At 64.3% G+C, this 23,928-nt stretch carries 18 protein-coding genes, 2 tRNA genes and 1 pseudogene; 19 read left to right on the top strand and 2 right to left on the bottom strand.

The window, feature by feature from the left end; genetic code table 11:
- Positions 1 to 75: 75 nt before the first annotated feature.
- The 19 genes from QRN67_RS30970 (at position 76) to QRN67_RS30880 (ending at position 22,759) form a co-directional block, all read left to right on the top strand.
- A tRNA-Trp gene (locus QRN67_RS30970) sits at positions 76 to 151 on the top strand.
- A 101-nt stretch (positions 152 to 252) separates the two neighbouring features.
- Complete coding sequence (gene secE, locus QRN67_RS30965; protein WP_081269555.1) at positions 253 to 636, top strand: preprotein translocase subunit SecE; 384 nt, start codon at positions 253 to 255, stop codon at positions 634 to 636.
- A complete protein-coding gene (gene nusG / locus QRN67_RS30960; protein ID WP_081269556.1) occupies positions 637 to 1,248 on the top strand; it encodes a transcription termination/antitermination protein NusG in 612 nt (203 codons plus the stop codon).
- Positions 1,249 to 1,391: 143 nt separating this feature from the next.
- Positions 1,392 to 1,823, top strand: coding sequence for a 50S ribosomal protein L11 (gene rplK / locus QRN67_RS30955; RefSeq protein ID WP_019658337.1), 432 nt, complete (start codon positions 1,392 to 1,394; stop codon positions 1,821 to 1,823).
- Entirely contained in the window at positions 1,824 to 2,522 is a 699-nt protein-coding gene (rplA, locus tag QRN67_RS30950; RefSeq protein ID WP_081269557.1) for a 50S ribosomal protein L1, read from the top strand. It begins immediately after the preceding gene.
- Positions 2,523 to 2,767: 245 nt separating this feature from the next.
- Positions 2,768 to 3,301 carry a 50S ribosomal protein L10 gene (gene rplJ, locus QRN67_RS30945; RefSeq protein WP_081269558.1) on the top strand — a complete coding sequence of 178 codons (534 nt, stop codon included), beginning with the start codon at positions 2,768 to 2,770 and terminating at the stop codon, positions 3,299 to 3,301.
- 42 nt (positions 3,302 to 3,343) lie between these two features.
- On the top strand, positions 3,344 to 3,718 hold the full coding sequence (gene rplL / locus QRN67_RS30940; RefSeq protein ID WP_081269559.1) for a 50S ribosomal protein L7/L12: 375 nt from the start codon (positions 3,344 to 3,346) through the stop codon (positions 3,716 to 3,718).
- Between the two features lie 250 nt (positions 3,719 to 3,968).
- A complete protein-coding gene (gene rpoB, locus QRN67_RS30935) occupies positions 3,969 to 8,093 on the top strand; it encodes a DNA-directed RNA polymerase subunit beta (RefSeq protein WP_285414915.1) in 4,125 nt (1,374 codons plus the stop codon).
- A 21-nt stretch (positions 8,094 to 8,114) separates the two neighbouring features.
- Positions 8,115 to 12,350 carry a DNA-directed RNA polymerase subunit beta' gene (gene rpoC / locus QRN67_RS30930; protein ID WP_081269561.1) on the top strand — a complete coding sequence of 1,412 codons (4,236 nt, stop codon included), beginning with the start codon at positions 8,115 to 8,117 and terminating at the stop codon, positions 12,348 to 12,350.
- Between the two features lie 101 nt (positions 12,351 to 12,451).
- Positions 12,452 to 13,051, top strand: a complete 600-nt coding sequence (locus QRN67_RS30925) for a LemA family protein (RefSeq protein ID WP_106935873.1) — start codon at positions 12,452 to 12,454, stop codon at positions 13,049 to 13,051.
- 69 nt (positions 13,052 to 13,120) lie between these two features.
- Complete coding sequence (gene rsmB / locus QRN67_RS30920) at positions 13,121 to 14,500, top strand: 16S rRNA (cytosine(967)-C(5))-methyltransferase RsmB (RefSeq protein WP_503010960.1); 1,380 nt, start codon at positions 13,121 to 13,123, stop codon at positions 14,498 to 14,500.
- Entirely contained in the window at positions 14,481 to 15,122 is a 642-nt protein-coding gene (locus QRN67_RS30915; protein WP_081269563.1) for a DUF4390 domain-containing protein, read from the top strand. Before rsmB ends, QRN67_RS30915 begins: the two co-directional genes overlap by 20 nt.
- Positions 15,119 to 17,449 carry a sensor histidine kinase gene (locus QRN67_RS30910; RefSeq protein WP_285414914.1) on the top strand — a complete coding sequence of 777 codons (2,331 nt, stop codon included), beginning with the start codon at positions 15,119 to 15,121 and terminating at the stop codon, positions 17,447 to 17,449. Before QRN67_RS30915 ends, QRN67_RS30910 begins: the two co-directional genes overlap by 4 nt.
- A 90-nt stretch (positions 17,450 to 17,539) precedes the next feature.
- A complete protein-coding gene (locus tag QRN67_RS30905; RefSeq protein WP_081269565.1) occupies positions 17,540 to 18,241 on the top strand; it encodes a response regulator in 702 nt (233 codons plus the stop codon).
- A 25-nt stretch (positions 18,242 to 18,266) separates the two neighbouring features.
- Positions 18,267 to 18,342 (top strand) — tRNA-Phe (locus QRN67_RS30900).
- A gap of 172 nt (positions 18,343 to 18,514) precedes the next feature.
- Positions 18,515 to 19,933: a tyrosine-type recombinase/integrase gene (locus QRN67_RS30895; protein WP_285414913.1), complete on the top strand. Its 1,419-nt coding sequence runs from the start codon at positions 18,515 to 18,517 to the stop codon at positions 19,931 to 19,933.
- Positions 19,930 to 21,135 (top strand): PDDEXK nuclease domain-containing protein, encoded by a 1,206-nt coding sequence (locus tag QRN67_RS30890; protein ID WP_093082329.1) that lies wholly within the window; start codon positions 19,930 to 19,932, stop codon positions 21,133 to 21,135. The genes QRN67_RS30895 and QRN67_RS30890 overlap by 4 nt, the downstream gene beginning before the upstream one ends.
- Positions 21,136 to 21,503: 368 nt before the next feature.
- Positions 21,504 to 21,827 (top strand): type II toxin-antitoxin system Phd/YefM family antitoxin, encoded by a 324-nt coding sequence (locus QRN67_RS30885; RefSeq protein ID WP_285414912.1) that lies wholly within the window; start codon positions 21,504 to 21,506, stop codon positions 21,825 to 21,827.
- A 374-nt stretch (positions 21,828 to 22,201) separates the two neighbouring features.
- The gene (locus QRN67_RS30880) at positions 22,202 to 22,759 is read left to right on the top strand and encodes a DNA methyltransferase family protein (protein WP_285414911.1); all 558 of its coding nucleotides are present in this window, start codon (positions 22,202 to 22,204) and stop codon (positions 22,757 to 22,759) included.
- Here QRN67_RS30880 and istB read toward each other — a convergent pair.
- Together istB and QRN67_RS30870 are read right to left on the bottom strand one after the other, a co-directional pair.
- The gene (istB, locus tag QRN67_RS30875) at positions 22,745 to 23,548 is read right to left on the bottom strand and encodes an IS21-like element helper ATPase IstB (protein ID WP_285414910.1); all 804 of its coding nucleotides are present in this window, start codon (positions 23,546 to 23,548) and stop codon (positions 22,745 to 22,747) included. The two genes, QRN67_RS30880 and istB, sit on opposite strands and share 15 nt — an antisense overlap.
- A pseudogene (locus QRN67_RS30870) lies at positions 23,538 to 23,928 on the bottom strand (IS21 family transposase); the annotation flags it as partial. The pseudogene QRN67_RS30870 and the gene istB, both read right to left, overlap by 11 nt.

The raw sequence follows: 23,928 nt of genomic DNA, 5'->3' as shown, positions 1-23,928 counted from the left end.
GAAGGCGGCCGCACCGTGGGTTCGGGCGTCGTTGCCAAGATCCTCGACATCTAAGTCGGGCGCAAAGAGTACCGGAGGGGTATAGCTCAATTGGCAGAGCGTCGGTCTCCAAAACCGAAGGTTGTAGGTTCGATTCCTACTGCCCCTGCCACTTAGGTGGCACCCCTAAAGCCCATCGTGACCCGATGGGCTTCGGCGTCTCAAGAGACGCATTGAATTGAAGGCCTACAGGCCACAGGAAATCAGCCAACCATGGCCACATCTCAAATCGAAACCGTGAGCACCGGCGCCGACAAGGCCAAATTGGCCGTGGCTGTCGTGCTGGCAGTGGGCGCCATCGTGGCGTTCTACCTGCTGTCGCGCCAAGGCTCGGTGGTGCAGTGGGCTGCGCTGCTGGTCGGCCTGGCTGCGGCCGTGGCCGCCTTCGGCAGCTCCGAGAGTGGCCGTCAGTTGTGGGCTTTCGGCCGCGACTCGTGGCGCGAGGTCAAGAAGGTCGTCTGGCCGACCCGCAAGGAAGCGATGCAGATGACGGCCTATGTGTTCGCCTTCGTGGCGATCATGTCCGTCTTCCTCTGGCTCACCGACAAGACGCTCGAATGGGTGTTTTTCGACCTCATTCTGGGCTGGAGAAAATAAATGACCGACGACGCAGTTGAAACCACGCCGAGCACGCCGGAGGAAGAAAACACCTCCGTGCTGGCTCCCGCCGCCAACCCCGATCTGCGTTGGTACGTGGTGCATGCCTATTCGGGCATGGAAAAGGCTGTCGAGCGCAACATCACCGAGCGCATCAACCGCGCCGGCATGCAGGACAAGTTCGGCCGCATCCTGGTCCCGACCGAAGAAGTGGTCGAGATCAAGAACGGCCAGAAGCGCACCACGGAGCGCCGCTTCTTCCCGGGCTATGTGCTGGTCGAAATGATCATGGACGACGAGAGCTGGCACCTGGTGAAGCACACCAACAAGGTGACGGGTTTCGTGGGCGGTGCCAAGAACCGTCCGGCCCCGATCTCGCAGAAAGAGGTCGAGGACATCGTCAGCCAGATGCAGCAGGGCACCGAAAAGCCGCGCCACAAGGTCGAATTCACCGTCGGCGAATTCGTGCGCGTCAAGGAAGGCCCGTTCACCGACTTCAACGGCACGGTCGAGGAAGTCAACTACGAGAAGAGCAAGGTCAGCGTGTCGGTCATGATTTTCGGCCGCGCGACCCCTGTGGAACTCGAATTCAGCCAGGTCGAAAAGACCTGACGACCCACCGGCCTTTGCGCCGGTGTCATTGTTTCCGGCTGCGCGCTGTCCGACTCGGCGCGCGGCCTTGATCCCGAAGAGTCGTTTAACCCCGGGGAGCCTTGGCTGCAAGCCAAGGCGATATCACCCGCAAGGAGCAAAGCATGGCGAAAAAAATCGTCGGCTTCATCAAGCTGCAAGTCCCAGCTGGTAAGGCCAACCCGTCCCCGCCGATCGGTCCCGCACTCGGTCAGCGTGGTCTGAACATCATGGAATTCTGCAAGGCGTTCAACGCGCAAACGCAGAGCTACGAGCCGGGTCTGGCACTGCCGGTGGTCATCACCGCTTTCGCCGACAAGAGCTTCACCTTCATCATCAAGTCGCCGCCGGCCGGCGTGCTGATCAAGAAGGCGATCAAGCTCGACAAGGGTTCCGCACGTCCTCACACCGACAAGGTCGGCAAGATCACGCGCGCCCAGCTCGAAGAGATCGCAAAGACCAAGATGAAGGACCTGACCGCGGCCGACATGGACGCAGCAGTTCGCACCATCGCCGGTACCGCCCGCTCGATGGGCGTGAATGTGGAGGGCGTGTAAATGTCCAAGATCACCAAGAAGCAAAAGTCGCTCGAAGGCAAGGTCGACAGCAACAAGCTGTATCCGCTGGCTGACGCGATCACCATCGTCAAGGACGCTGCCACCGCCAAGTTCGACGAATCGATCGACGTGGCTGTGCAGCTCGGCATCGACGCGAAGAAGTCGGACCAGGTCGTGCGTGGCGCCGTCGTGCTGCCCAACGGCACCGGCAAGACCAAGCGCGTCGCCGTGTTCGCCCAGGGCGCCAAGGCTGAAGAAGCCAAGGCCGCCGGCGCCGACATCGTCGGCATGGACGACCTGGCTGCCATGGTCAAGGCTGGCGACATGCCTTTCGACGTCGTGATCGCTGCCCCCGATGCCATGCGCGTCGTCGGTACGCTCGGTCAGATCCTCGGCCCGCGCGGCCTGATGCCGAACCCGAAGGTCGGCACCGTGACCCCGGACGTCGCCACGGCAGTGAAGAACGCCAAGGCCGGCCAGGTTCAGTTCCGCGTCGACAAGGCCGGCATCGTGCACGGCACGATCGGCCGTCGCTCGTTCGACAACGACAAGCTGCAAGGCAACCTCGCCGCGCTGATCGACGCTCTGGTCAAGGCCAAGCCCGCGACCAGCAAGGGCGTGTACCTGCGCAAGGTGGCCGTGTCGTCGACCATGGGTCTGGGTGTCCGCGTGGACACGCAAACCATCTCGGCGAGCTAAAGAGATTTGCTCCACCTCGCAAGGGTGGGACGGATGTGGTGGGTCGCGGCGGCTTCGGTTGCCGCGGGCCATCCAAGACCGCTGGTGTGCAGGGTGCTGCACTTAATCGCCGGACCTCCCTGTCCGGTATCCAGCGCAGATGGCGATCCCGCTGCAAGGAATTTGTTTTTTGTTCCTGACAGTTGGTCGCTGCATGAAGCGCGATCCGAGGCCCTGGCCGAAGGTCGCATTAAAAGGAGTAGACCTTGAGTCTGAATCGCAGTGAGAAAGAAGCGGTCATCAGTGATGTGACCAGCCTCGCCGCAAAAGCTCAAACGCTCGTGATGGCGGAATACCGTGGCATCACGGTGGCCGACATGACCAAACTGCGCAACGAAGCTCGCAGCAAGGGTGTGAGCCTGAGTGTTCTGAAGAACACCCTGGCCCGCCGTGCTGTCGCTGGTAGCGCGTTTGAGATTGTTGGCGACCAGATGACCGGTCCGCTGATCTACGGCTTCTCCGAAGACGCTGTGGCCGCCGCCAAGGTGGTGGCCGATTTCGCGAAGACCAACGACAAGCTGGTCATTCGCGGCGGCGCCTTCGGTGGCAAGGCCCTGGACGTCGACGGCGTGAAGCAACTGGCCAACATCCCTTCGAAGGAAGTGCTGCTGGCGCAACTGCTGGGCTTGATGCAATCCCCCATCTCTCGTACCGCCCGCGTGCTCGCGGCGCTGGCCGAGAAGCGTGGTGGTGGCGAAGCTGCACCCGCCGATGCACCGGCAGAAGCACAGGCCGCTTGAGCCTGCGTTTGAAATATTCAACCCAATTGTTAGGAAACAAAAATGGCATTCGATAAAGACGCATTTCTGACCGCGCTCGACAGCATGACGGTCCTGGAACTCAACGACCTGGTCAAGGCCATCGAAGAGAAGTTCGGCGTGAGCGCCGCTGCAATGGCCGCTCCCGCAGCTGGCGGCGGCGCTGCCGCTCCGGCCGCTGAAGAGAAGACCGAATTCAACGTCATGCTGATGGATGCTGGCGCGAACAAGGTTTCGGCGATCAAGGCAGTGCGCGAAATCACCGGCCTGGGCCTCAAGGAAGCCAAGGACCTGGTGGAAGCCGCTCCCAAGGCCGTCAAGGAAGGCCTGTCGAAGGCTGACGCTGAAGCCGCCAAGAAGAAGCTGGAAGATGCCGGCGCCAAGGTGGAACTGAAGTAATTCAGACCCCCTAGAGGGCTGGAGGCGCCTGAAAAGGCCCTCCAGCCTTTGCCGCTTTCAGAGCGCACCCGAAAGCCGCCGCATCGACGCGGTTTTCGAGTGTCTTCTGACCCCGACTGCAGAAGACCCCTTGGTTCGGGCGATGTGCAACGCATCGCTGTCCGCCAACGGCTGGTAGTGGCCAGCCGCCAAGCAGTGGTGCCTCGGCACCTCTGACAAGTCGCTGAAGATCTCAAGCTCCGGAGCTCTCATGGCCCAATCGTCCGCGTACAGTTACACCGAACGCAAGCGCATCCGAAAAAGTTTCGGCAATCGCGACAGCGTCGTAGAAATCCCCTACCTGCTGCAGATGCAGAAAGACGCGTACACCGCGTTCCTGCAAGCCGGCATTCCCCCGAAACAACGTACCGTCGAAGGCCTGCAGGCCGCGTTCGACGCCGCCTTCCCGATCGTCTCGCACAACGGTTTTGTCGAGATGAAGTTCCTCGAGTACAACCTCGCGAAACCCGCCTTCGACGTGCGCGAATGCCAGACCCGCGGTCTGACCTTCGCCTCGGCCGTGCGCGCCAAGGTCCAGCTCATCATCTATGACCGCGAGTCGTCGACTTCGCAGTCGAAGGTGGTCAAGGAAGTGAAGGAACAAGAGGTCTACATGGGCGAAGTGCCGCTCATGACGGACAAGGGTTCGTTCATCATCAATGGCACGGAACGCGTGATCGTTTCGCAGCTGCACCGTTCGCCGGGCGTGTTCTTCGAACACGACAAGGGCAAGACGCACAGCTCGGGCAAGCTGCTGTTCTCGGCCCGCGTGATCCCCTACCGCGGTTCGTGGCTCGACTTCGAGTTCGACCCGAAGGACATGCTGTACTTCCGCGTCGACCGTCGCCGCAAGATGCCGGTCACGATCCTGCTGAAGGCCATCGGCCTGAACCCGGAATCGATCCTCGCGAACTTCTTCGTGAACGACAACTTCCGCCTGATGGACAGCGGCGCGCAGATGGAGTTCGTCTCCGAGCGCCTGCGCGGCGAAGTCGCGCGCTTCGACATCACCGACAAGTCGGGCAAGGTCGTGGTCGCCAAGGACAAGCGCGTCACCGCGCGCCACACGCGCGAACTCGAGCAGGGCGGCACCACGCACATCAGCGTGCCGGAAGACTTCCTGATCGGCCGCGTGATCGCCCGCAACATCGTCGATGCCGACTCCGGTGAAATCCTGGCCAAGGCCAACGACGAGCTGACCGAAGCGCTGCTGAAGAAGCTGCGCACGGCCGGCGTGCAGGACGTGCAGGTCATCTACACGAACGAACTGGACCAGGGCGCGTACATCTCGCAAACGCTGCGCATCGACGAAACCGTCGACGAGTTCGCAGCGCGCGTGGCCATCTACCGCATGATGCGCCCCGGCGAGCCGCCGACGGAAGACGCAGTGCAAGCGCTGTTCCAGCGCCTGTTCTACAACCCGGACACGTACGACCTGTCGCGCGTCGGCCGCATGAAGTTCAACGCCAAGGTCGGCCGCGACGAGTCGACCGGCCCGATGGTGCTGACCAACGAAGACATCCTGGCCGTGGTCAAGATCCTCGTCGACCTGCGCAACGGCAACGGCGAAGTCGACGACATCGACCACCTGGGCAACCGCCGCGTGCGTTGCGTTGGCGAACTGGCCGAAAACCAGTACCGCACCGGCCTGGCACGTATCGAGAAGGCCGTGAAGGAACGTCTGGGTCAAGCGGAGCAAGAGCCGCTGATGCCGCACGACCTGATCAACAGCAAGCCGATCTCGGCCGCGCTGAAGGAATTCTTCGGTGCGTCGCAGCTGTCGCAGTTCATGGACCAGACGAACCCGCTGTCCGAAATCACCCACAAGCGCCGCGTGTCGGCCCTTGGCCCGGGCGGTCTGACGCGCGAACGTGCAGGCTTCGAAGTGCGCGACGTGCACGTGACCCATTACGGCCGCGTGTGCCCGATCGAAACGCCTGAAGGCCCGAACATCGGCCTGATCAACTCGCTGGCCCTGTACGCCCGCCTGAACGAATACGGCTTCATCGAGACGCCGTACCGCCGCGTGGTCGACAGCAAGGTCACCAACGAGATCGACTACCTGTCGGCCATCGAGGAAGGCAAGTACGTCATCGCCCAGGCCAATGCGGCCCTGGACAAGGACGGCGTGCTGACCGGCGACCTGGTCTCCGCGCGCGAAGCCGGCGAATCGATCCTGGTCGGTGCCGAACGCATCCAGTACATGGACGTGTCGCCCGCGCAGATCGTGTCGGTGGCTGCCTCGCTCGTGCCGTTCCTCGAGCACGACGACGCGAACCGCGCGCTGATGGGCGCCAACATGCAGCGTCAGGCCGTGCCCGTGCTGCGCCCCGAAAAGCCGATGGTCGGTACCGGTATCGAACGCGTCTCCGCGGTCGACTCGGGCACCGTGGTCACGGCCACCCGTGGCGGTATCGTCGACTACGTCGATGCGACCCGTGTCGTGGTGCGCGTGAACGACGCCGAAGCGGCTGCCGGTGAAGTCGGTGTGGACATCTACAACCTGATCAAGTATCAGCGTTCGAACCAGAACACCAACATCCACCAGCGTCCCATCGTCAAGCGCGGCGACAAGATCGCCAAGGGCGACGTGGTGGCCGACGGCGCATCGACCGACCTCGGCGAACTGGCTCTCGGCCAGAACATGCTGATCGCGTTCATGCCCTGGAACGGCTACAACTTCGAAGACTCGATCCTGATCTCGGAACGCGTCGTCGCGGAAGACCGCTACACCTCGATCCACATCGAGGAACTGGTGGTGATGGCTCGCGACACCAAGCTCGGTGCCGAAGAAATCACGCGCGACATCCCGAACCTGGCCGAGCAGCAGCTCAACCGCCTCGACGAATCCGGCATCATCTATGTCGGCGCCGAAGTGCAGCCGGGCGACACGCTGGTGGGCAAGGTCACGCCGAAGGGCGAGACCACGCTGACGCCTGAAGAGAAGCTGCTTCGCGCCATCTTCGGCGAGAAGGCTTCCGACGTGAAGGACACCTCGCTGCGCGTGGACCAGGGCTCGCAAGGCACCGTGATCGACGTGCAGGTGTTCACCCGCGAAGGCATCACGCGCGACAAGCGCGCCCAGCAGATCATCGACGACGAGCTCAAGCGCTTCCGCCTCGACCTGAACGACCAGCTTCGCATCGTCGAAGCCGACGCGTTCGACCGTATCGAGAAGCTGCTGACCGGCAAGGTCGCCAACGGCGGCCCGAACAAGCTGGCCAAGGGCATCAAGCTCGACAAGGCCTACCTGTCGTCGGTCGAGAAGTTCCACTGGTTCGACATCCGCCCGGCGGAAGACGAAGTGGCGACGCAGCTCGAGTCGATCAAGAACTCGCTGGAGCAGACGCGCCACAGCTTCGACCTCGCGTTCGAAGAAAAGCGCAAGAAGCTCACGCAGGGCGACGAGCTGCCCGCGGGCGTGCTCAAGATGGTCAAGGTCTACCTGGCCGTCAAGCGCCGCCTGCAGCCCGGCGACAAGATGGCCGGCCGCCATGGCAACAAGGGTGTGGTGTCGAAGATCGTTCCGGTCGAAGACATGCCCCACATGGCCGACGGCACGCCGTGCGACATCTGCCTGAACCCGCTGGGCGTGCCCTCGCGGATGAACGTGGGCCAGGTGCTCGAAGTGCATCTGGGCTGGGCCGGCAAGGGCGTGGGCCAGCGCATCGGCGACCTGCTGCAGCAGGAGGCCAAGGTGGCCGAGCTGCGCAAGTTCATGGAGCAGCTGTACAACGGCTCGGGCCGTCCGGAAGACCTCAGCCAGCTGAGCGACACCGAACTGCTCGCGATGGCCGCCAACCTGCAAAGCGGCGCCACGTTCGCGACGCCGGTGTTCGACGGCGCCTCGGAAGAGGAAATCCGCGGCATGCTGAAGCTCGCCTACCCGGACGACATCGCCAAGCTCAAGGGCCTGACCGAAACGCGCACGCAGGCGTACCTGTTCGACGGCCGCACCGGCGACCAGTTCGAGCGTCCCGTCACCGTCGGCTACATGCACTTCCTGAAGCTGCACCACCTGGTCGACGACAAGATGCACGCCCGTTCCACCGGCCCGTACTCGCTCGTCACGCAGCAACCGCTGGGCGGCAAGGCGCAGTTCGGCGGCCAGCGTTTCGGGGAAATGGAAGTGTGGGCGCTGGAGGCTTACGGCGCCGCCTACGTCCTGCAGGAAATGCTGACCGTGAAGTCCGACGACGTGCAAGGCCGTACCAAGGTGTACGAGAGCATCGTCAAGGGCGAGCACTCGATCGAAGCCGGCATGCCGGAATCGTTCAACGTGCTGGTCAAGGAAATTCGTTCGCTGGGTCTCGACATCGAGCTCGAGCGTTCTTAATTTGAAAAGGGAAAGAGTCTTATGAAATCGCTACTCGACCTGTTCAAGCAATTCACGCCCGATGAGCATTTCGATGCCATCAAGATCGGCATGGCTTCGCCCGAGAAGATCCGTTCGTGGTCTTTCGGCGAGGTGAAGAAGCCGGAGACGATCAACTACCGCACGTTCAAGCCCGAGCGCGACGGCCTGTTCTGCGCCAAGATCTTCGGCCCCATCAAGGACTACGAGTGCCTGTGCGGCAAGTACAAGCGCCTGAAGCACCGCGGCGTGATCTGCGAGAAGTGCGGCGTCGAAGTCACGCAGACCAAGGTGCGTCGCGAGCGCATGGGTCACATCGATCTGGCCGCGCCCTGCGCCCACATCTGGTTCCTGAAGTCGCTGCCGTCGCGCCTGGGCCTCGTGCTCGACATGACGCTGCGCGACATCGAACGCGTGCTGTACTTCGAAGCCTACGTGATCACCGACCCCGGCATGACCCCGCTGAAGAAGTTCGGCATCATGTCCGAGGACGACTACGACGCGAAGCGCAAGGAATACGGCGACGAATTCATCGCCAAGATGGGCGCCGAAGGCATCAAGGACCTGCTCGAAGGCATCGAACTCGACAGCGAGATCGAACGCCTGCGCGGCGACCTGACCGGCTCCGAAGTCAAGGTCAAGAAGAACTCCAAGCGCCTGAAGGTGCTGGAAGCCTTCCGCAAGTCGGGCATCAAGCCCGAGTGGATGGTGCTCGACGTGCTGCCCGTGCTGCCGCCGGACCTGCGTCCGCTGGTGCCGCTGGACGGCGGCCGCTTCGCGACCTCCGACCTGAACGACCTGTACCGCCGCGTCATCAACCGCAACTCGCGCCTGCGCCGCCTGCTGGAGCTGAAGGCTCCGGAAATCATCGCGCGCAACGAAAAGCGGATGCTGCAAGAGGCGGTCGACTCGCTGCTGGACAATGGCCGCCGTGGCAAGGCCATGACGGGCGCCAACAAGCGCGCGCTGAAGTCGCTGGCCGACATGATCAAGGGCAAGAGCGGCCGCTTCCGCCAGAATCTGCTGGGCAAGCGCGTCGACTACTCGGGCCGTTCGGTCATCGTGGTGGGCCCGACGCTCAAGCTGCACCAGTGCGGCCTGCCGAAGCTGATGGCGCTCGAGCTGTTCAAGCCCTTCATCTTCTCGCGCCTGGAAGCCATGGGCATCGCGACGACGATCAAGGCTGCCAAGAAGGAAGTCGAATCGGGCACGCCGGTGGTCTGGGACATCCTGGAAGAGGTCATCAAGGAGCACCCGGTCATGCTGAACCGCGCTCCGACGCTGCACCGCCTGGGCATCCAGGCCTTCGAGCCGATCCTGATCGAAGGCAAGGCCATCCAGCTGCACCCGCTCGTCTGCGCGGCATTCAACGCCGACTTCGACGGCGACCAGATGGCCGTCCACGTGCCGCTGTCGGTGGAAGCGCAGATGGAAGCCCGCACGCTGATGCTGGCCTCCAACAACGTGCTGTTCCCGGCTTCGGGCGAACCGTCGATCGTTCCTTCGCAGGACGTGGTGCTGGGTCTGTACTACACGACCCGCGACCGCATCAACGGCAAGGGCGAGGGCCTGATCTTCTCCGACATCGGTGAAGTGCAGCGCGCACTCGACGCCAACGAAGTCGAACTCACCGCCAAGGTGGCAGTGCGCATCACGGAGTACACCAAGAACAAGGAAACCGGCGAATTCACGCCGTCGACCTCGCTCGTGGACACCACCGTGGGCCGTGCCCTGCTGTCCGAGATCCTGCCGAAGGGCCTGCCGTTCTCGAACATCAACAAGGCGCTGAAGAAGAAGGAAATCTCCAAGCTCATCAACGTCTCGTTCCGCAAGTGCGGCCTGAAAGAGACCGTGGTGTTCGCCGACAAGCTGCTGCAGAACGGCTTCCGCCTGGCGACCAAGGCCGGTATCTCGATCGCCATCGACGACATGCTGGTGCCTGCCGAGAAGCACGGCATCATCGAGCGCTCCGCCAAGGAAGTGAAGGAGATCGAACAGCAGTACGTCTCCGGTCTCGTGACCTCCGGCGAACGCTACAACAAGGTGGTGGACATCTGGGGCAAGGCCGGCGACGAAGTGTCGAAGGTCATGATGGCCAAGCTGTCGAAGCAGAAGGTCATCGACCGCCATGGCAAGGAAGTCGAGCAGGAGTCCTTCAACTCGATCTACATGATGGCCGACTCGGGCGCCCGCGGTTCCGCGGCCCAGATTCGCCAGGTGGCCGGTATGCGTGGCCTGATGGCCAAGCCGGACGGCTCGATCATCGAGACGCCCATTACCGCGAACTTCCGCGAAGGCCTGAACGTGCTGGAGTACTTCATCTCCACCCACGGTGCCCGCAAGGGTCTGGCCGACACGGCGCTGAAGACGGCGAACTCGGGTTACCTGACCCGTCGTCTGGTCGACGTGACGCAAGACCTGGTCGTGACCGAGCAGGACTGCGGCACGCACGGCGGCTACCTGATGCGCGCCATCGTCGAAGGCGGTGAAGTGATCGAATCGCTGCGCGACCGTATCCTCGGCCGCACCGCAGCCGACGACGTGCTGCACCCGGAAAACCGCTCGGTGCTGCTGAAGGCCGGCGAGATGTTCGACGAGGACACCATCGAGGCGCTGGAAGCGCAAGGCGTCGACGAGGTCAAGGTCCGCACCGCGCTGACCTGCGAAACCCGCTTCGGCATCTGCGCGACCTGCTACGGCCGCGACCTGGGCCGCGGCGGCCTGATCAACATCGGCGAAGCCGTCGGTGTGATCGCCGCGCAGTCCATCGGTGAACCCGGCACGCAGCTGACGATGCGTACCTTCCACATCGGTGGTGCCGCTTCGCGCGCTGCCATCGCCTCGAGCGTGGAAGCCAAGTCGAACGGCTCGATCGGCTTCAACGCCACGATGCGCTACGTGACCAACAGCAAGGGCGAGCTGGTCGTGATTTCGCGTTCGGGCGAGATCGTCATCCATGACGAGCACGGCCGCGAGCGCGAGCGTCACAAGGTGCCGTACGGCGCCACGCTGACGGTCAAGGCGGACCAGCAGATCAAGGCCGGCCACGTGCTCGCCAACTGGGATCCGCTGACCCGCCCGATCATTACCGAGTTCGCCGGCAAGACGCAGTTCGAGAACGTCGAGGAAGGCCTCACGGTTGCGAAGCAGGTGGACGAAGTGACCGGCCTGTCGACCCTGGTGGTCATCGACCCGAAGCGCCGCGGCGCTGCCAAGGTCGTGCGCCCGCAGGTGAAGCTCATCGACGCTTCCGGCGCCGAAGTGAAGATCCCGGGCACCGACCACTCGGTGACGATCGGCTTCCCGATCGGCGCGCTGGTGCAGGTGCGTGACGGCCAGGACGTGGGCCCCGGCGAAGTGCTGGCGCGTATTCCGGTCGAAGGCCAGAAGACCCGCGACATCACCGGCGGTCTGCCGCGCGTTGCCGAGCTGTTCGAAGCCCGCTCGCCGAAGGACAAGGGCATGCTGGCCGAAATGACCGGCACGGTGTCGTTCGGCAAGGAGACCAAGGGCAAGATCCGCCTGCAGATCACCGATCCGGAAGGCACGGTCTGGGAAGACCTCGTGCCGAAGGAAAAGAACATCCTGGTGCACGAAGGCCAGGTGGTGAACAAGGGCGAATCCGTGGTCGACGGTCCGGCGGACCCGCAGGACATCCTGCGCCTGCTGGGTTCCGAAGAACTGGCGCGCTACATCGTGGACGAAGTGCAGGACGTGTACCGCCTGCAGGGTGTGAAGATCAACGACAAGCACATCGAGGTGATCGTTCGCCAGATGCTGCGCCGCGTCGTGGTCGACAACATCGGCGAGACCGGCTACATCTCCGGCGAACAGGTCGAACGCAGCGAAATGCTCAACACCAACGACGCCCTGCGCGCCGAAGGCAAGATCCCCGCGACGTTCACCAACCTGCTGCTGGGTATCACGAAGGCTTCGCTGTCGACCGACTCGTTCATCTCCGCCGCTTCGTTCCAGGAAACGACGCGCGTGCTGACCGAAGCCGCGATCATGGGCAAGCGCGACGAGCTGCGCGGCCTGAAGGAAAACGTCATCGTCGGCCGCCTGATTCCCGCGGGCACCGGCATGGCGTACCACCAGGCACGCAAGGTCAAGGACGCCATGGACGAGGCCGAGCGCCGCGCCATCGCCGAATCGGAAGCTGCCGAGCTGGCCGGCTCCGGCGACAGCGATGCAGCGACCACCACGGTCGACGCCAGCGAAGGCGCCGCGACCGAATAACTGGTTAGCATCACCGGCCATGACCGGTACCCCACGCCCCCCGACCGCCCCGGTTGGGGGGCGTTTTTCTTTGTGCTTTGGCTGATGAGGTTTTGTCGTCGATGAGTCTGTTGCCTGAATCGCTGGCCAGCTGGATCGTGATCGCGGTGCTGCTGTTCTGGTTTGTCGGCGCCTACAACCGGCTGGTGCGCCTGCGCGCCGCCGTGCTGCAGAGCTACGGCACGCTCGATGCGGCACTGCGCAAGCAGCTCGATTTCGTCCAGGCCAGCATCACCGCCGCGCCGCCGGCCGAGGCGCCGGCGAACGAGCTGCTGTCTTCCATCGCGCCGCTGCAGGCATCGACCACGCAACTGGGCATCCTGCTGGGCGCGACGCGGTCGAGGCCGCTCGATGCGGGCGGCATGGCCGCGCTGGCCACTGCGCTGCAGGTGTGGATCGGTGCGTGGCAGCGCCAGCATCCGGACGCGGTGACGATGTTCGAGCCCGACGGCACGCTCGCGCGGCCGGCGCAACAACAACAGCAACCGTCGCTCCAGGGGGCGCCCGACCCCATCGCCTGGCCCGAGCCTTCGGCGGCGGCGGAGATCGCGCGCAACCAGTTCAATCTTGCGGTGAAACAGTACAACGCCGCGATCGCCCAGTTCCCCGCGGTGCTGGTGGCATGGGCCGTGCGTCTGCGTCCGGCCGCGCCGCTGCTCTGACGCGGTCGTTTTTTTCTTTCCATTGCACGGCGCCCGGCTTTCCGCGGGCCCGTTACCATCGCCCCCAACTTGGCTGAACTACCTTCCGATCTCCCCAGCAGCGGTGCCCCGCCGTCGCTGCAACCGCCGCTCTGGCGCCAGCTGCAATTGACCGCGGTGGCGCTGGCGTCGATTCGCGCCGGCACCTCGGGTTCCGTCGCCTTCGAAGCCGTCGAGCCCGCGCTGCGGCCCGGCGTGCAGGCGCTCGGCTTCCAGGTGCTGCGCTGGCTCGGCCGCGCCGAGGCGCTGCGCCGCCACCTGGCCAAGCGCACGCCGCCGCCGCTGCCCGACGCGCTGCTGTGCACCGCCCTGGCGCTGGCATGGGACAGCGAGCGCGCGCCCTACGAGCCGTTCACGCTGGTCGACCAGGCTGTCGAGGCCGCCAAGCGCAACCCGGCCACACGGGCGCAGGCCAGCTTCATCAACGCCTGCCTGCGGCGCTTCCTGCGCGAGCGCGACGAGCTCGTGGCCGTGACCGACTCCGAGCCGGTCGCGCAGTGGAACCATCCGCGCTGGTGGATCGAGCGGCTCAAGCGCGACCATCCCCGCGAGTGGCAGCGCGTGCTCGCCGCCGACAACGCGCAGGCGCCGATGACCTTGCGCGTCAATGCCCGCAAATCGACGGCTGCCTCCTATCTGGTGGAACTCGAGGCCGCCGGCCTTTCCGCCAGCCGCGTGGGCCCCAGCGGCCTTCAACTGGCGCGCGCCCGGCCGGTGCAGCAGCTGCCCGGCTTCGCCGAGGGCGCCTGTTCGGTGCAGGACGCGGCCGCGCAAATGGCCGCGCCCCTGCTGCTCGACGGCCTGCTGCCGGCCACGCCCGGCGGCGCGCCGCTGCGCGTGCTCGACGCCTGCGCCGCGCCCGGCGGCAAGACCGCTCACCTGCTTGAGCTGGCCGGCCCGGACGCCATCGACGTGACCGCGCTCGAAGTCGACGCCGTGCGCAGCCGTCGCATCGACGAGACCCTGTCGCGCATCGGCCTGAAGGCCCGCGTGCTGGTGGCCGACGCCGCGCGCCCCGCCGACTGGTGGGACCGCAAGCCGTTCGACGCGATCCTGCTCGACGCGCCATGCACCGCATCGGGCATCGTGCGCCGCCATCCCGACGTCCGCTGGCTGCGCCGCGAGAGCGATACCGCCCAGCTCGCCGTCCAGCAGGCCGCGCTGCTGGCCGCGCTCTGGCCGCTCGTGCGCCCCGGCGGGCGGCTTCTTTACTGCACCTGTTCCGTCTTCCGGGAAGAGGGTTCGCAACAAATTGATGCGTTTCTTGTACACAACACCGACGCACGATTGCTGCCATCGCCTGGCCATTTGCTGCCCCAAAGCGGGTCGAATGCCCGTGGCGTCCCGGACAATCCCTCTGGTGATCACGACGGCTTCTTCTACGCCCTGCTTGAAAAGCGCCCGCATTGAGTCGCGGCGCGGGCCGCTCCTGCTGGCCGTGCTGCTGTGGGCCTGGGCGATGTGGATGGCGTGGCTGCCGGCTCCGGCGGCCGCGCAGGGGCGTCCCACCACGTCCATCAGCCAGATGCGGCTGGAACAGGCCGACGACAGCGTCTACCTGAGCGCGGTCGTGCAGTTCGAGCTGCCCTCGCTGGTCGAGGAGGTGCTCGACAAGGGCATCGCCATCTATTTCGTGGCTGAGGCCGAGATTTTCCAGGAGCGCTGGTACTGGACCGACCGCAAGGTCGCGCAGGTCCAGCGCCACATGCGGCTGGCCTACCAGCCGCTCACGCGGCGCTGGCGGCTCAATGTGTCGCCGGTGCCCATCACCGGCGCTGCCGGCCTCGGCATTTCGCTGAACCAGAACTTCGACACCCTGAGCGACGCGCTCGACGCCATCAAGCGCGTCGGGCGGCTTCGGCTGGGCGACGCGGCCGAGATCGGCGACGACCCGCTGCACCAGGTGACCTTCCGCTTCCGCCTCGACACCTCGCAGTTGCCGCGCCCGTTCCAGATCGGCGTGGTCGGGCAGGCCGACTGGAACATCGCCGTCGAGCGCACCGCGCGGCTCGCGGTGGAGAAGGAAAAGTGAGCACCTCCCCGCGCAGCGGCGCAGCGGCCACGCCCGCCGCGAGCCGCGCGCGTGCGATGCGCTGGGCCATCGGCGTGGGAGCCGCGCTGGTCACGGCCATCGGCCTGGTGCTGATGTTCCTGCTCGCGCAGGCCACCAACAACCGCGCGCTGTACGAGCGCTACTACGTGCGCCTGTTCGGCATCAACGTGGTGGTGGCGGTGCTGCTGGTGCTGGTGATCGGCTGGGTCGCGTTCCGGCTGCTGCGTCGGCTGCGGCAGGGCAAGTTCGGCAGCCGGCTGCTCATCAAGCTGGCGGCCATCTTCGCGCTGGTGGGTGTGGTGCCCGGGGCGCTGGTCTACGTGGTGTCCTACCAGTTCGTCGCGCGTTCGATCGAAAGCTGGTTCGACGTCAAGGTGGAAGGGGCGCTCGATGCCGGCCTGAACCTCGGCCGCGCCACGCTCGACTCTCTGTCCGACGACCTCGCTGCCAAGGCGCGCAGCGCCAGCGGGCAGCTCGCGCAGGTGCCCGATGCCAGCGCGGGCCTGGTGCTGGAGCGCATCCGCGACCAGCTCGAGGCGACCGACGTGATTCTCTGGACCGGCTCGGGCCAGCTGGTGGCCAGCGCCGGCTCGTCGCGTTTCCAGCTCAACCCCGAACGGCCGACCGCGCAGCAGTTCCGCCAGGTGCGGCCCGAACGCGCGGTCGCGCACATCGAAGGCCTGGATGAAACCGCCATGCCCGGCGCCACGCCGCCGGTCGCGAGCGTACGTGCGCTCGCCATGGTGCAGCGCCCCGGTTTCGACTTCGACACCGCGCCGCGCTATCTGCAGGTCACGCGTCCGTTGCCGCCCGCCGTGGTGGCCAATGCGCTGGCGGTGCAGGAGGCCAACCGCGAATACCAGGAGCGGGCGCTCGCGCGCGAAGGCTTGCGCCGCATGTACATCGGCACGCTGACGCTGAGCCTGTTCCTTGCGGTGTTCGGTGCGGTGCTGCTGGCCGTGCTGTTCGGCAACCAGCTCGCGCGCCCGCTGCTGGTGCTGGCCGATGGCGTGCGCCAGGTGGCCGCCGGCGACCTGCGGCCCACGGCCGTGCTGCAGGGCAAGGACGAGCTGGGCGGCCTCACGCGCTCGTTCGCCGTCATGACCCAGCAGCTGGCCGACGCGCGCGGCGCGGTCGAGAAGACCATGGGCCAGCTCGACGCCGCCCGCGCCAACCTGCAGACCATCCTGGACAACCTCACCTCCGGCGTGATCGTGCTCGACGCCAAGGGCACGGTGCTTTCGACCAACCCCGGCGCCACCCGCGTGCTGCGTGCGCCCCTCGCGGCCTACGAGGGCCAGCCGCTGGTCGACGTGCCCGGGCTCGCGGAGTTCGGCGCCAAGGTGCAGCAGCAGTTCGACGACTTCCTGGTCGAGCGCATGCAGCACGGCCTCGACCATTGGCAGCACGCCTTCGAGCTCCACGCCTCGGGGCACGACATGCCGCAGCAGGACGGCGCCATCAACATCGTCGCCCGTGGCGCCGAGCTGCCCGGTGCCGCGCGGCTGCTGGTGTTCGACGACATCTCGGAGATCGTCTCGGCGCAGCGCGCCCAGGCCTGGGGCGAGGTGGCGCGCCGCCTCGCGCACGAAATCAAGAACCCGCTGACGCCGATCCAGCTGTCCGCCGAACGGCTCGAGATGAAGCTGTCCGGCAAGGTGCAGCCGCCCGAGCAGGCGGTGCTCGTGAAGTCGGTGAAGACCATCGTCGACCAGGTCGATGCGATGAAGCGGCTGGTCAATGAATTCCGCGACTACGCGCGGCTGCCCGCCGCCGACCTCAAGCCGGTCGACCTCAACGCGCTGCTGGCCGACGTGCTCCAGCTCTACAACGCCGAGAGCCTGCCCATCGTGCTGCGCTCCGAACTCGACGAGCGCTGCCCGCCGATCCGCGGCGACGCGCAGCAGATCCGGCAGGTGATTCACAACCTGTTGCAAAACGCGCAGGACGCCGCCGAGGCCGCGGCCAGCGGCACCGGCCGGCGGGGCGAGGTCGTCATCCGCACGCGCCTGGGCGATTCGGGCCAGCGCGTGCGGCTCACCGTGCAGGACAGCGGCCCCGGCTTTGCCGAGAACATTCTCAAGCGGGCCTTCGAACCCTATGTCACGACGAAAACAAAAGGTACCGGTTTGGGCCTTGCCGTCGTGAAGAAGATCGCGGATGAGCACGGTGCGCGCGTCGAGCTTTCCAACCGCGTTGTCGACGGGGCTGTAGCCGGGGCACAAGTCTCGCTATCATTCGCGCTGGCAAGCGAGCCGCGGGCAGCGGTCGCTCACACCGAAGATTCGAAATCTTCCGCCGCCTGAGCGCTTACGATTTCCGTCGCCCAGGCGATGGCCGGACCGGCGGACCTTACACACCATTGCAGATACCAGCGCACACAACAAGCAGCACTCATGGCAAACATTCTCGTGGTCGATGACGAGCTGGGCATCCGGGACCTGCTCTTCGAAATTCTCAATGACGAAGGCCACAACGTGGAGCTCGCGGAAAACGCCGCCGAAGCCCGCGCGGCCCGCCAGCGTGCGCGGCCGGACCTCGTCCTGCTCGACATCTGGATGCCGGACACAGACGGCGTCACGCTGCTCAAGGAGTGGTCCACCGCAGGCCTGCTGAGCATGCCCGTCATCATGATGAGCGGCCACGCCACCATCGACACGGCGGTCGACGCCACGCGCATCGGCGCCTTCGCCTTCCTCGAAAAGCCCATCACGCTGCAGAAGCTGCTCAAGGCCGTCGAGCAGGGGCTGGCGCGCGAGAGCGCGCGCCGCGCCGCAGCCGGCGTGGTCCCCGTACCGGCGGGCGTGGCGCAGGCCACCGCCATCACCACCACCGGCGACAGCCTGCTGATGGCATCGCTCGCTTCAGTGCCCGTGGCCGACATCGGCCCCCAGTCGACCCAGAGCTTCGACCTCGACCGCCCGCTGCGCGATGCGCGCGACGGTTTCGAGAAGGCCTATTTCGAGTTCCACCTCGCGATGGAAAACGGTTCGATGACCCGCGTGGCCGAGAAAACCGGCCTCGAGCGCACCCATCTCTACAGAAAACTCAAACAACTTGGTGTGGATCTGTCGAGAGGGCGCAGAAGCGCTGTATAATTTAAGGCTGCACACAAATGCAGATGGCCCGGTAGCTCAGTTGGTAGAGCAGCGGATTGAAAATCCGCGTGTCGGTGGTTCGATTCCGCCCCAGGCCACCATTTTTCTTTCTCGGTAGATCCCAAGACAGCTCAAAAGCCCTTGTACATCAAGGACTTAGCCTCAAAAAGGCGGCTCAAGCGGCATCACCGAATCTCACAAAGTCCCGTTCTTGCGCGTACCCCACGGTGTACCCCAGACTGCTTTTCAATCGCAGTCGATTTTGGGTACACCATGGGGCAACTCAACGAGCTTCAGATCAAGGCGGCAGCGCCGCGGGACAAGGAATATTTGCTGGCGGACGGCGACGGTCTCTACCTTCGCGTGCGCCCTACCGGCAAGGCGTGGGTTTATCGCTACAAGCGGCATGGCAAGGAGGCCAAGCTCAGCATCGGGCACTACCCGGTCGTGACGCTTGCCGCTGCGCGCAGGAAGGCGCGTGCCGAGGCCGAGAAGCGTGCCGATGGAGTCGATCCACGCGAGGCACGGTGGGTGGAGGGAGAGCGTGTTCGCGTCGCCCGCCTCAATACCTTTGAACGGACTGCCCGTGCATGGCACGCGCAGGCGTGGAAAGACCGCACATGGTCCGCCGGCTATGCCGAGAAGGTGATGCGCCATCTGGAATTGCACATCTTCCCGTGGATCGGTGCGCTGGCCATAGAGGCCATCTTGCCGACCGAGGTCGTCCGATGCCTTCACCGCATCAAGGAGCGCGGCAATCTGGAGACGGCGCAGCGCGTTCGTGAGGCGGTGCAGCACGTGTTCCAGTACGCCGTCGATGTGGGCGCGCTTGAGCCGGCAAAGAACTTCGTGAACAGCCGTACGGCTGGCTTGCCGCCACCTCGAACGCGCCACTACGCAGCCATCACGGACCCGCAGAAGCTCGGCCAGTTGCTTCGTGACATCCGTGCCTACAACGGCAACGTCATCACCCGCGCGGCGCTGCAGCTCTCGCCCTTGTTGTTCCAGCGGCCAGGTCAGTTGCGGCTGGCGCACTGGGAAGATGTGGATCTCGACCAGGCGCTGTGGCGCTGCCCGCCCGAGAAGATGAAGCTGCGGGAGTGGAAGAAGCGCGATGTACGCACGCCGGCTCACCTCGTGCCGCTACCGACGCAGGCGGTCGAAATCCTGAGCGACATCTATCCGCTGACCGGTCCCCGTGGGCCGATCTTCCGCAGCATGTCGAAGCGTTCCGAGAAGACGCGCTACATGAGCGACAACACCATCAACAGTGCGTTGCGCACGTTGGGCTATGACACGAAGGAACAGATCACAGGCCACGGGTTCCGCGCCACCGCCCGGACCCTGATTCGTGAACTGCTGGGATGCGATCGTGAGGTGATCGAGCGGCATCTGGCACATGGCTCCGATGAGGAACTGGGTAGCGCCTATGACCGCGCCACTTTCTTGAGTCAGCGGCGCAAGATGATCCAGTTGTGGGCGGATCTGCTGGATGACCTAGCGGCGGGGAAGACGTTGGAAATGCTTTCAGATACGGAGTTCGCGTCAGCAAGGGGAAGCGAGGTGAGCGTGGTGCAGGCGCGCTCTTTTGCCGGAACGTTGCCGATCTTGATTTCTGATTCCGGGAGCAGTGTGGGCACGTTGCAATCGCACACCCTCGCCGGATATCGATCGGAGGACATCAAGTCATGAGGCAAGAAATTTCTTCCTCTAAGGCGAGCGCTGCGACCTTGCCGAGCGGGTATGCCGGTATCCGAGGTGGCATCGTCGAGTTGCTCGATGCCGCAAGGCACGCAACTGCCCGGAGCGTCAATTCATTGATGACGGCGAGCTATTGGGAGGTCGGTCGCCGCATCGTCGAGGCCGAACAGAAAGGCAGGCGGCGAGCGGGCTATGGCGAGCAACTGATCGAGCGGCTTTCATTGGACCTGACAGGGCAATTCGGCCGAGGATTCAGCCGTCAGAACTTGCAGCAGATGCGCTCGTTCTTTCTTGCTTGGCCGATTCGCCAGACAGCGTCTGGCGAATCTCCCCAACTGCCGACGCAGGAATATGGCTCGGAGGCGCAAGCTTCCACCATGCCCCGGACATTGGGGTTCGGCTCCGGTGATTCAGTTCGACCGTGGCGTCTTGAGGAGTTGGCGCCGCTCTTCACGCTACCTTGGTCCGCCTATGTCCGCTTGCTCGCGGTTAAGGATAGTAGCGCCCGCCGGTTCTACGAAGCAGAGGCGCTGCGCGGAGGCTGGAGCGTGCGCCAGCTTGATCGCCAAATCAGTAGCCAGTTCTACGAGCGCACGGCGCTGTCAAGGAACAAGGCCGCGATGCTTCAAAAGGGTTCGGCGTCGACGCAGGGCGACGCTGTCTTTTCCGATGAAGCGGTCAAGGATCCTTATGTGCTGGAATTCTTGGACCTGAAGGACGAGTATTCGGAGTCCGATTTGGAAGAGGCCCTGATACATCGGCTGGAAGACTTCCTGCTCGAACTCGGCGGAGACTTCAGCTTCATTGGAAGGCAGCGAAGGTTGCGCATCGACCAGACCTGGTACCGCGTTGATCTATTGTTCTTTCATCGCCGCCTGCGCTGTCTCGTCATCATTGACCTGAAGCTTGGGGGGTTGACTCACGCGGACGTGGGGCAGATGCACATGTATTGCAACTACGCCAAGGAAAACTGGACCCTGCCCGATGAAAACCCCCCGGTCGGTCTGATCCTCTGCGCCGACAAGGGAAACGCGCTGGCGAGGTACGCACTTGAAGGACTGCCAAGCAAGATCATGGCAGCGAACTATCGCACCGTGCTCCCGGATGCCGAACTGCTGCAAGGTGAACTAGAAAAGACGAGACGCATGCTGGAGGTTCGTGGCACTTTCCGCGAGAGGGGCCGCCGACGGTAGCGGTTGGTCGCCGCGCGCAAGGTGCCGAGACTGCATTGCGCGACATTTTTCCCCAGAGGGGATCGAAAACTCTGCTAGAAGGCCCATAGAAGCTCAAGTCTTACGCTCTTTGTTGTCAGAGATGCCGACAAAAGTACCGACGAGATTGCTGGTCTGAACAGCTCGGTTTCCGGCCGACCGAAGAAGCCTTCGCAAGCTACGTTGTCAGGCGAGCATGTTGATTTCTAACTAGAAGTTGCCTTGCGTGGAGCGCGAACCCCACCATCGACCTAGCACGGATCGCCTCCGGGCGCGTGATGCTCAGCCCGCCTACGCGGGTGAAGTAGACTGCGCAGCATTCTGTCATCTACCGCGCAAAGGAGTCGGTTATGCGCTTTGCAGCGAGCGATGTAGTGCCCTTCACGCAAGCGCGGGCCAACCCGTCCGAGCTGGCTGACCAGGCTAAGGCCGGCGCCGAGGAGATCATCACCAAAAATGGTGAAAGCTACGTTGCGTTGATCGATGTCGACCGGCTGGGCTACTACCATCGCCTTGAGCGCGAGCGCATCCACCTATTGCTGATCGACGACGCCAAGATGGGCCTGGCCAACATCGAAGCTGACCACGCTTATGGTGCCGATACCGCCATTACGAAGCTCCAACAGTGCCGCGCCTGTGCAACAACCGGCAAGGCCACCAAGAAGCGTGGCTGACTGTGCCTACCGGGTCGAAGTGACCGCGAGATTACTGCGGAGCCTGAACGCCATCGAAGCGTTCTTGTCCCAGGAAACCGCGGCCTTTGCCCTCGATGAACTTCTAGCCGAGCTGCGTGCCACGGTCATCCAACCCGGCCCGATTTCCCCCCTCGGCCGCCGCTATCTGGACAACCCGCGCAATCAGCCGAGGCTCTGGCGGAGCTTGCCACGCTGCAGCCCGGCGCTCCCAGTGCGCCGCGGGAGTACCTGCACGGCGACTACCTTGTGCTGTACACGGCCATGGGTCCGACGCCGCCGTCTATCGGCTGTCAATTCGGCTCCACTGCCAGTTTTTCGTCTGACTTCGCTCCCCTTTGGCTAGCACTGAAACAATGAGCCTCGTCAAATCTAAACAACGTGTTGCTGACCATGGCGAAGTCTTTACGCCTCCATGGATGGTTGACGCCATGCTCGACCTCGTGAGCGAAGAAACCGAAAGGATCGACGCTCGCTTCTTGGAGCCCGCGTGCGGCAGTGGCAACTTCATCCGTCATATCTTGCGACGCAAGCTAGCGGCCGTGGAGTGGAAATATGGCCGGTCTGAATTCGAGCGGCGCCACTACGCGCTGCTCGGGCTGATGTGCATCTACGGGATCGAGCTACTGGCCGACAATGTAGCGGAGTGCCGAGCGAATGCCCTGGACATCTTTGCCGATTACACGAATGTAGGTGAATCAGATGACCTGTATCACGCGGCTTCGTATGTGCTGACTGCAAACATCCTTCATGGCGATGCGCTGACCATGCGGTCGCGCTATGGCCAGCCCATCGCTTTTGCTGAATGGGGTTACTTGGGCAAGGGTGTTGAGTTCCATGGAATCCTGACCCGCGATTTCCATCGAATATTGACCCACCCTCTTTGCGAGCCAGCCGGCTCACGGTGTGGATAAGTTCTTGGCTTTCTCCTTTTTAGGTTGGACTGCTTGAACGGGTTGAGCCGAGCTGTGCTTGAAGCGGAAGCTGTCGTTTCCGGTCTCCAGAATATGGCAGTGATGCGTTAGCCGGTCCAGCAACGCCGTCGTCATCTTCGCGTCGCCGAAGACGCTGGCCCACTCGCTGAAGCTCAAGTTGGTTGTGATCACCACGCTCGTGCGTTCGTAGAGTTTGGACAGCAGATGGAACAACAGCGCGCCACCTGATGCGCTGAACGGCAGGTAGCCCAGTTCATCGAGCACCACCATGTCCGCGTACATCAGTCGGTGCGCGATGTGGCCGGGATTGCCACTGGCCTTCTCTTGCTCGAGTGCGTTGACCAGTTCTACCGTCGAGAAGAAGCGCACCCGGCGGTGTTGGTGCTCGATGGCCTGCACGCCCAGCGCCGTGGCGATGTGGGTCTTGCCGGTGCCCGGACCGCCCACGAGCACCACGTTCTGCGCATCGTCCATGAACTCGCATCGGTGTAGCTGACGCACCAGGGCCTCGTTGACCTCGCTGTTGGCGAAGTCGAAGCCGGCGAGGTCACGGTAGGCTGGGAAGCGAGCGAGCTTCAACTGGTAGGCCACCGAGCGTACCTCCCGCTCGGCCGTCTCTGCCTTGAGCAACTGCGAGAGCATCGGTTGGGCCGCCTCGAAGGCCGGAGATCCCTGCTCGGCCAGCTCCGCGACGGCCTGGGCCATGCCGTGCATCTTGAGTTCGCGCAGCATGATCACGAGGGCGCCGCTGGCAGGGTCATGTCGCATGGCGCACCTCCTGGCTACTTGACTTGGAGTTCAGCGGCCCGCGCAGGCCGCCGGCAGCGCTGGCACGCCCCCTGAGCGTGTCGTAGCGCAGCACATCGGCCTTGGGCTCGTTCATCAGGCGCAGTGCCTGCGGTGCCGTGACAGGCGCCGGTGCAATGGGCTTGGCATCGAGCAGTCGGTGCAGCACATTCAGCACGTGAGTCTTGCTGGCCACGCCAGCTTCCAGCGCCAGTTCGACCGCGGTCAGCACGGCCTGCTCGTCGTGGTGCAGCACCAGCGCCAGGATCTCCACCATCTCGCGGTCCCCGCCGGGTTGCTTCAGCAGCGCGGCCTGCAGCCGCCGGAAGCCCTGCGGCAGCTCGCTGAAGGGCGCTCCGTTC

The sequence above is a fragment of the Variovorax sp. efr-133-TYG-130 genome (assembly GCF_030208835.1).
Lineage (GTDB): Bacteria > Pseudomonadota > Gammaproteobacteria > Burkholderiales > Burkholderiaceae_C > Variovorax.
This window is presented reverse-complemented; position numbering and strand designations above follow the sequence as displayed.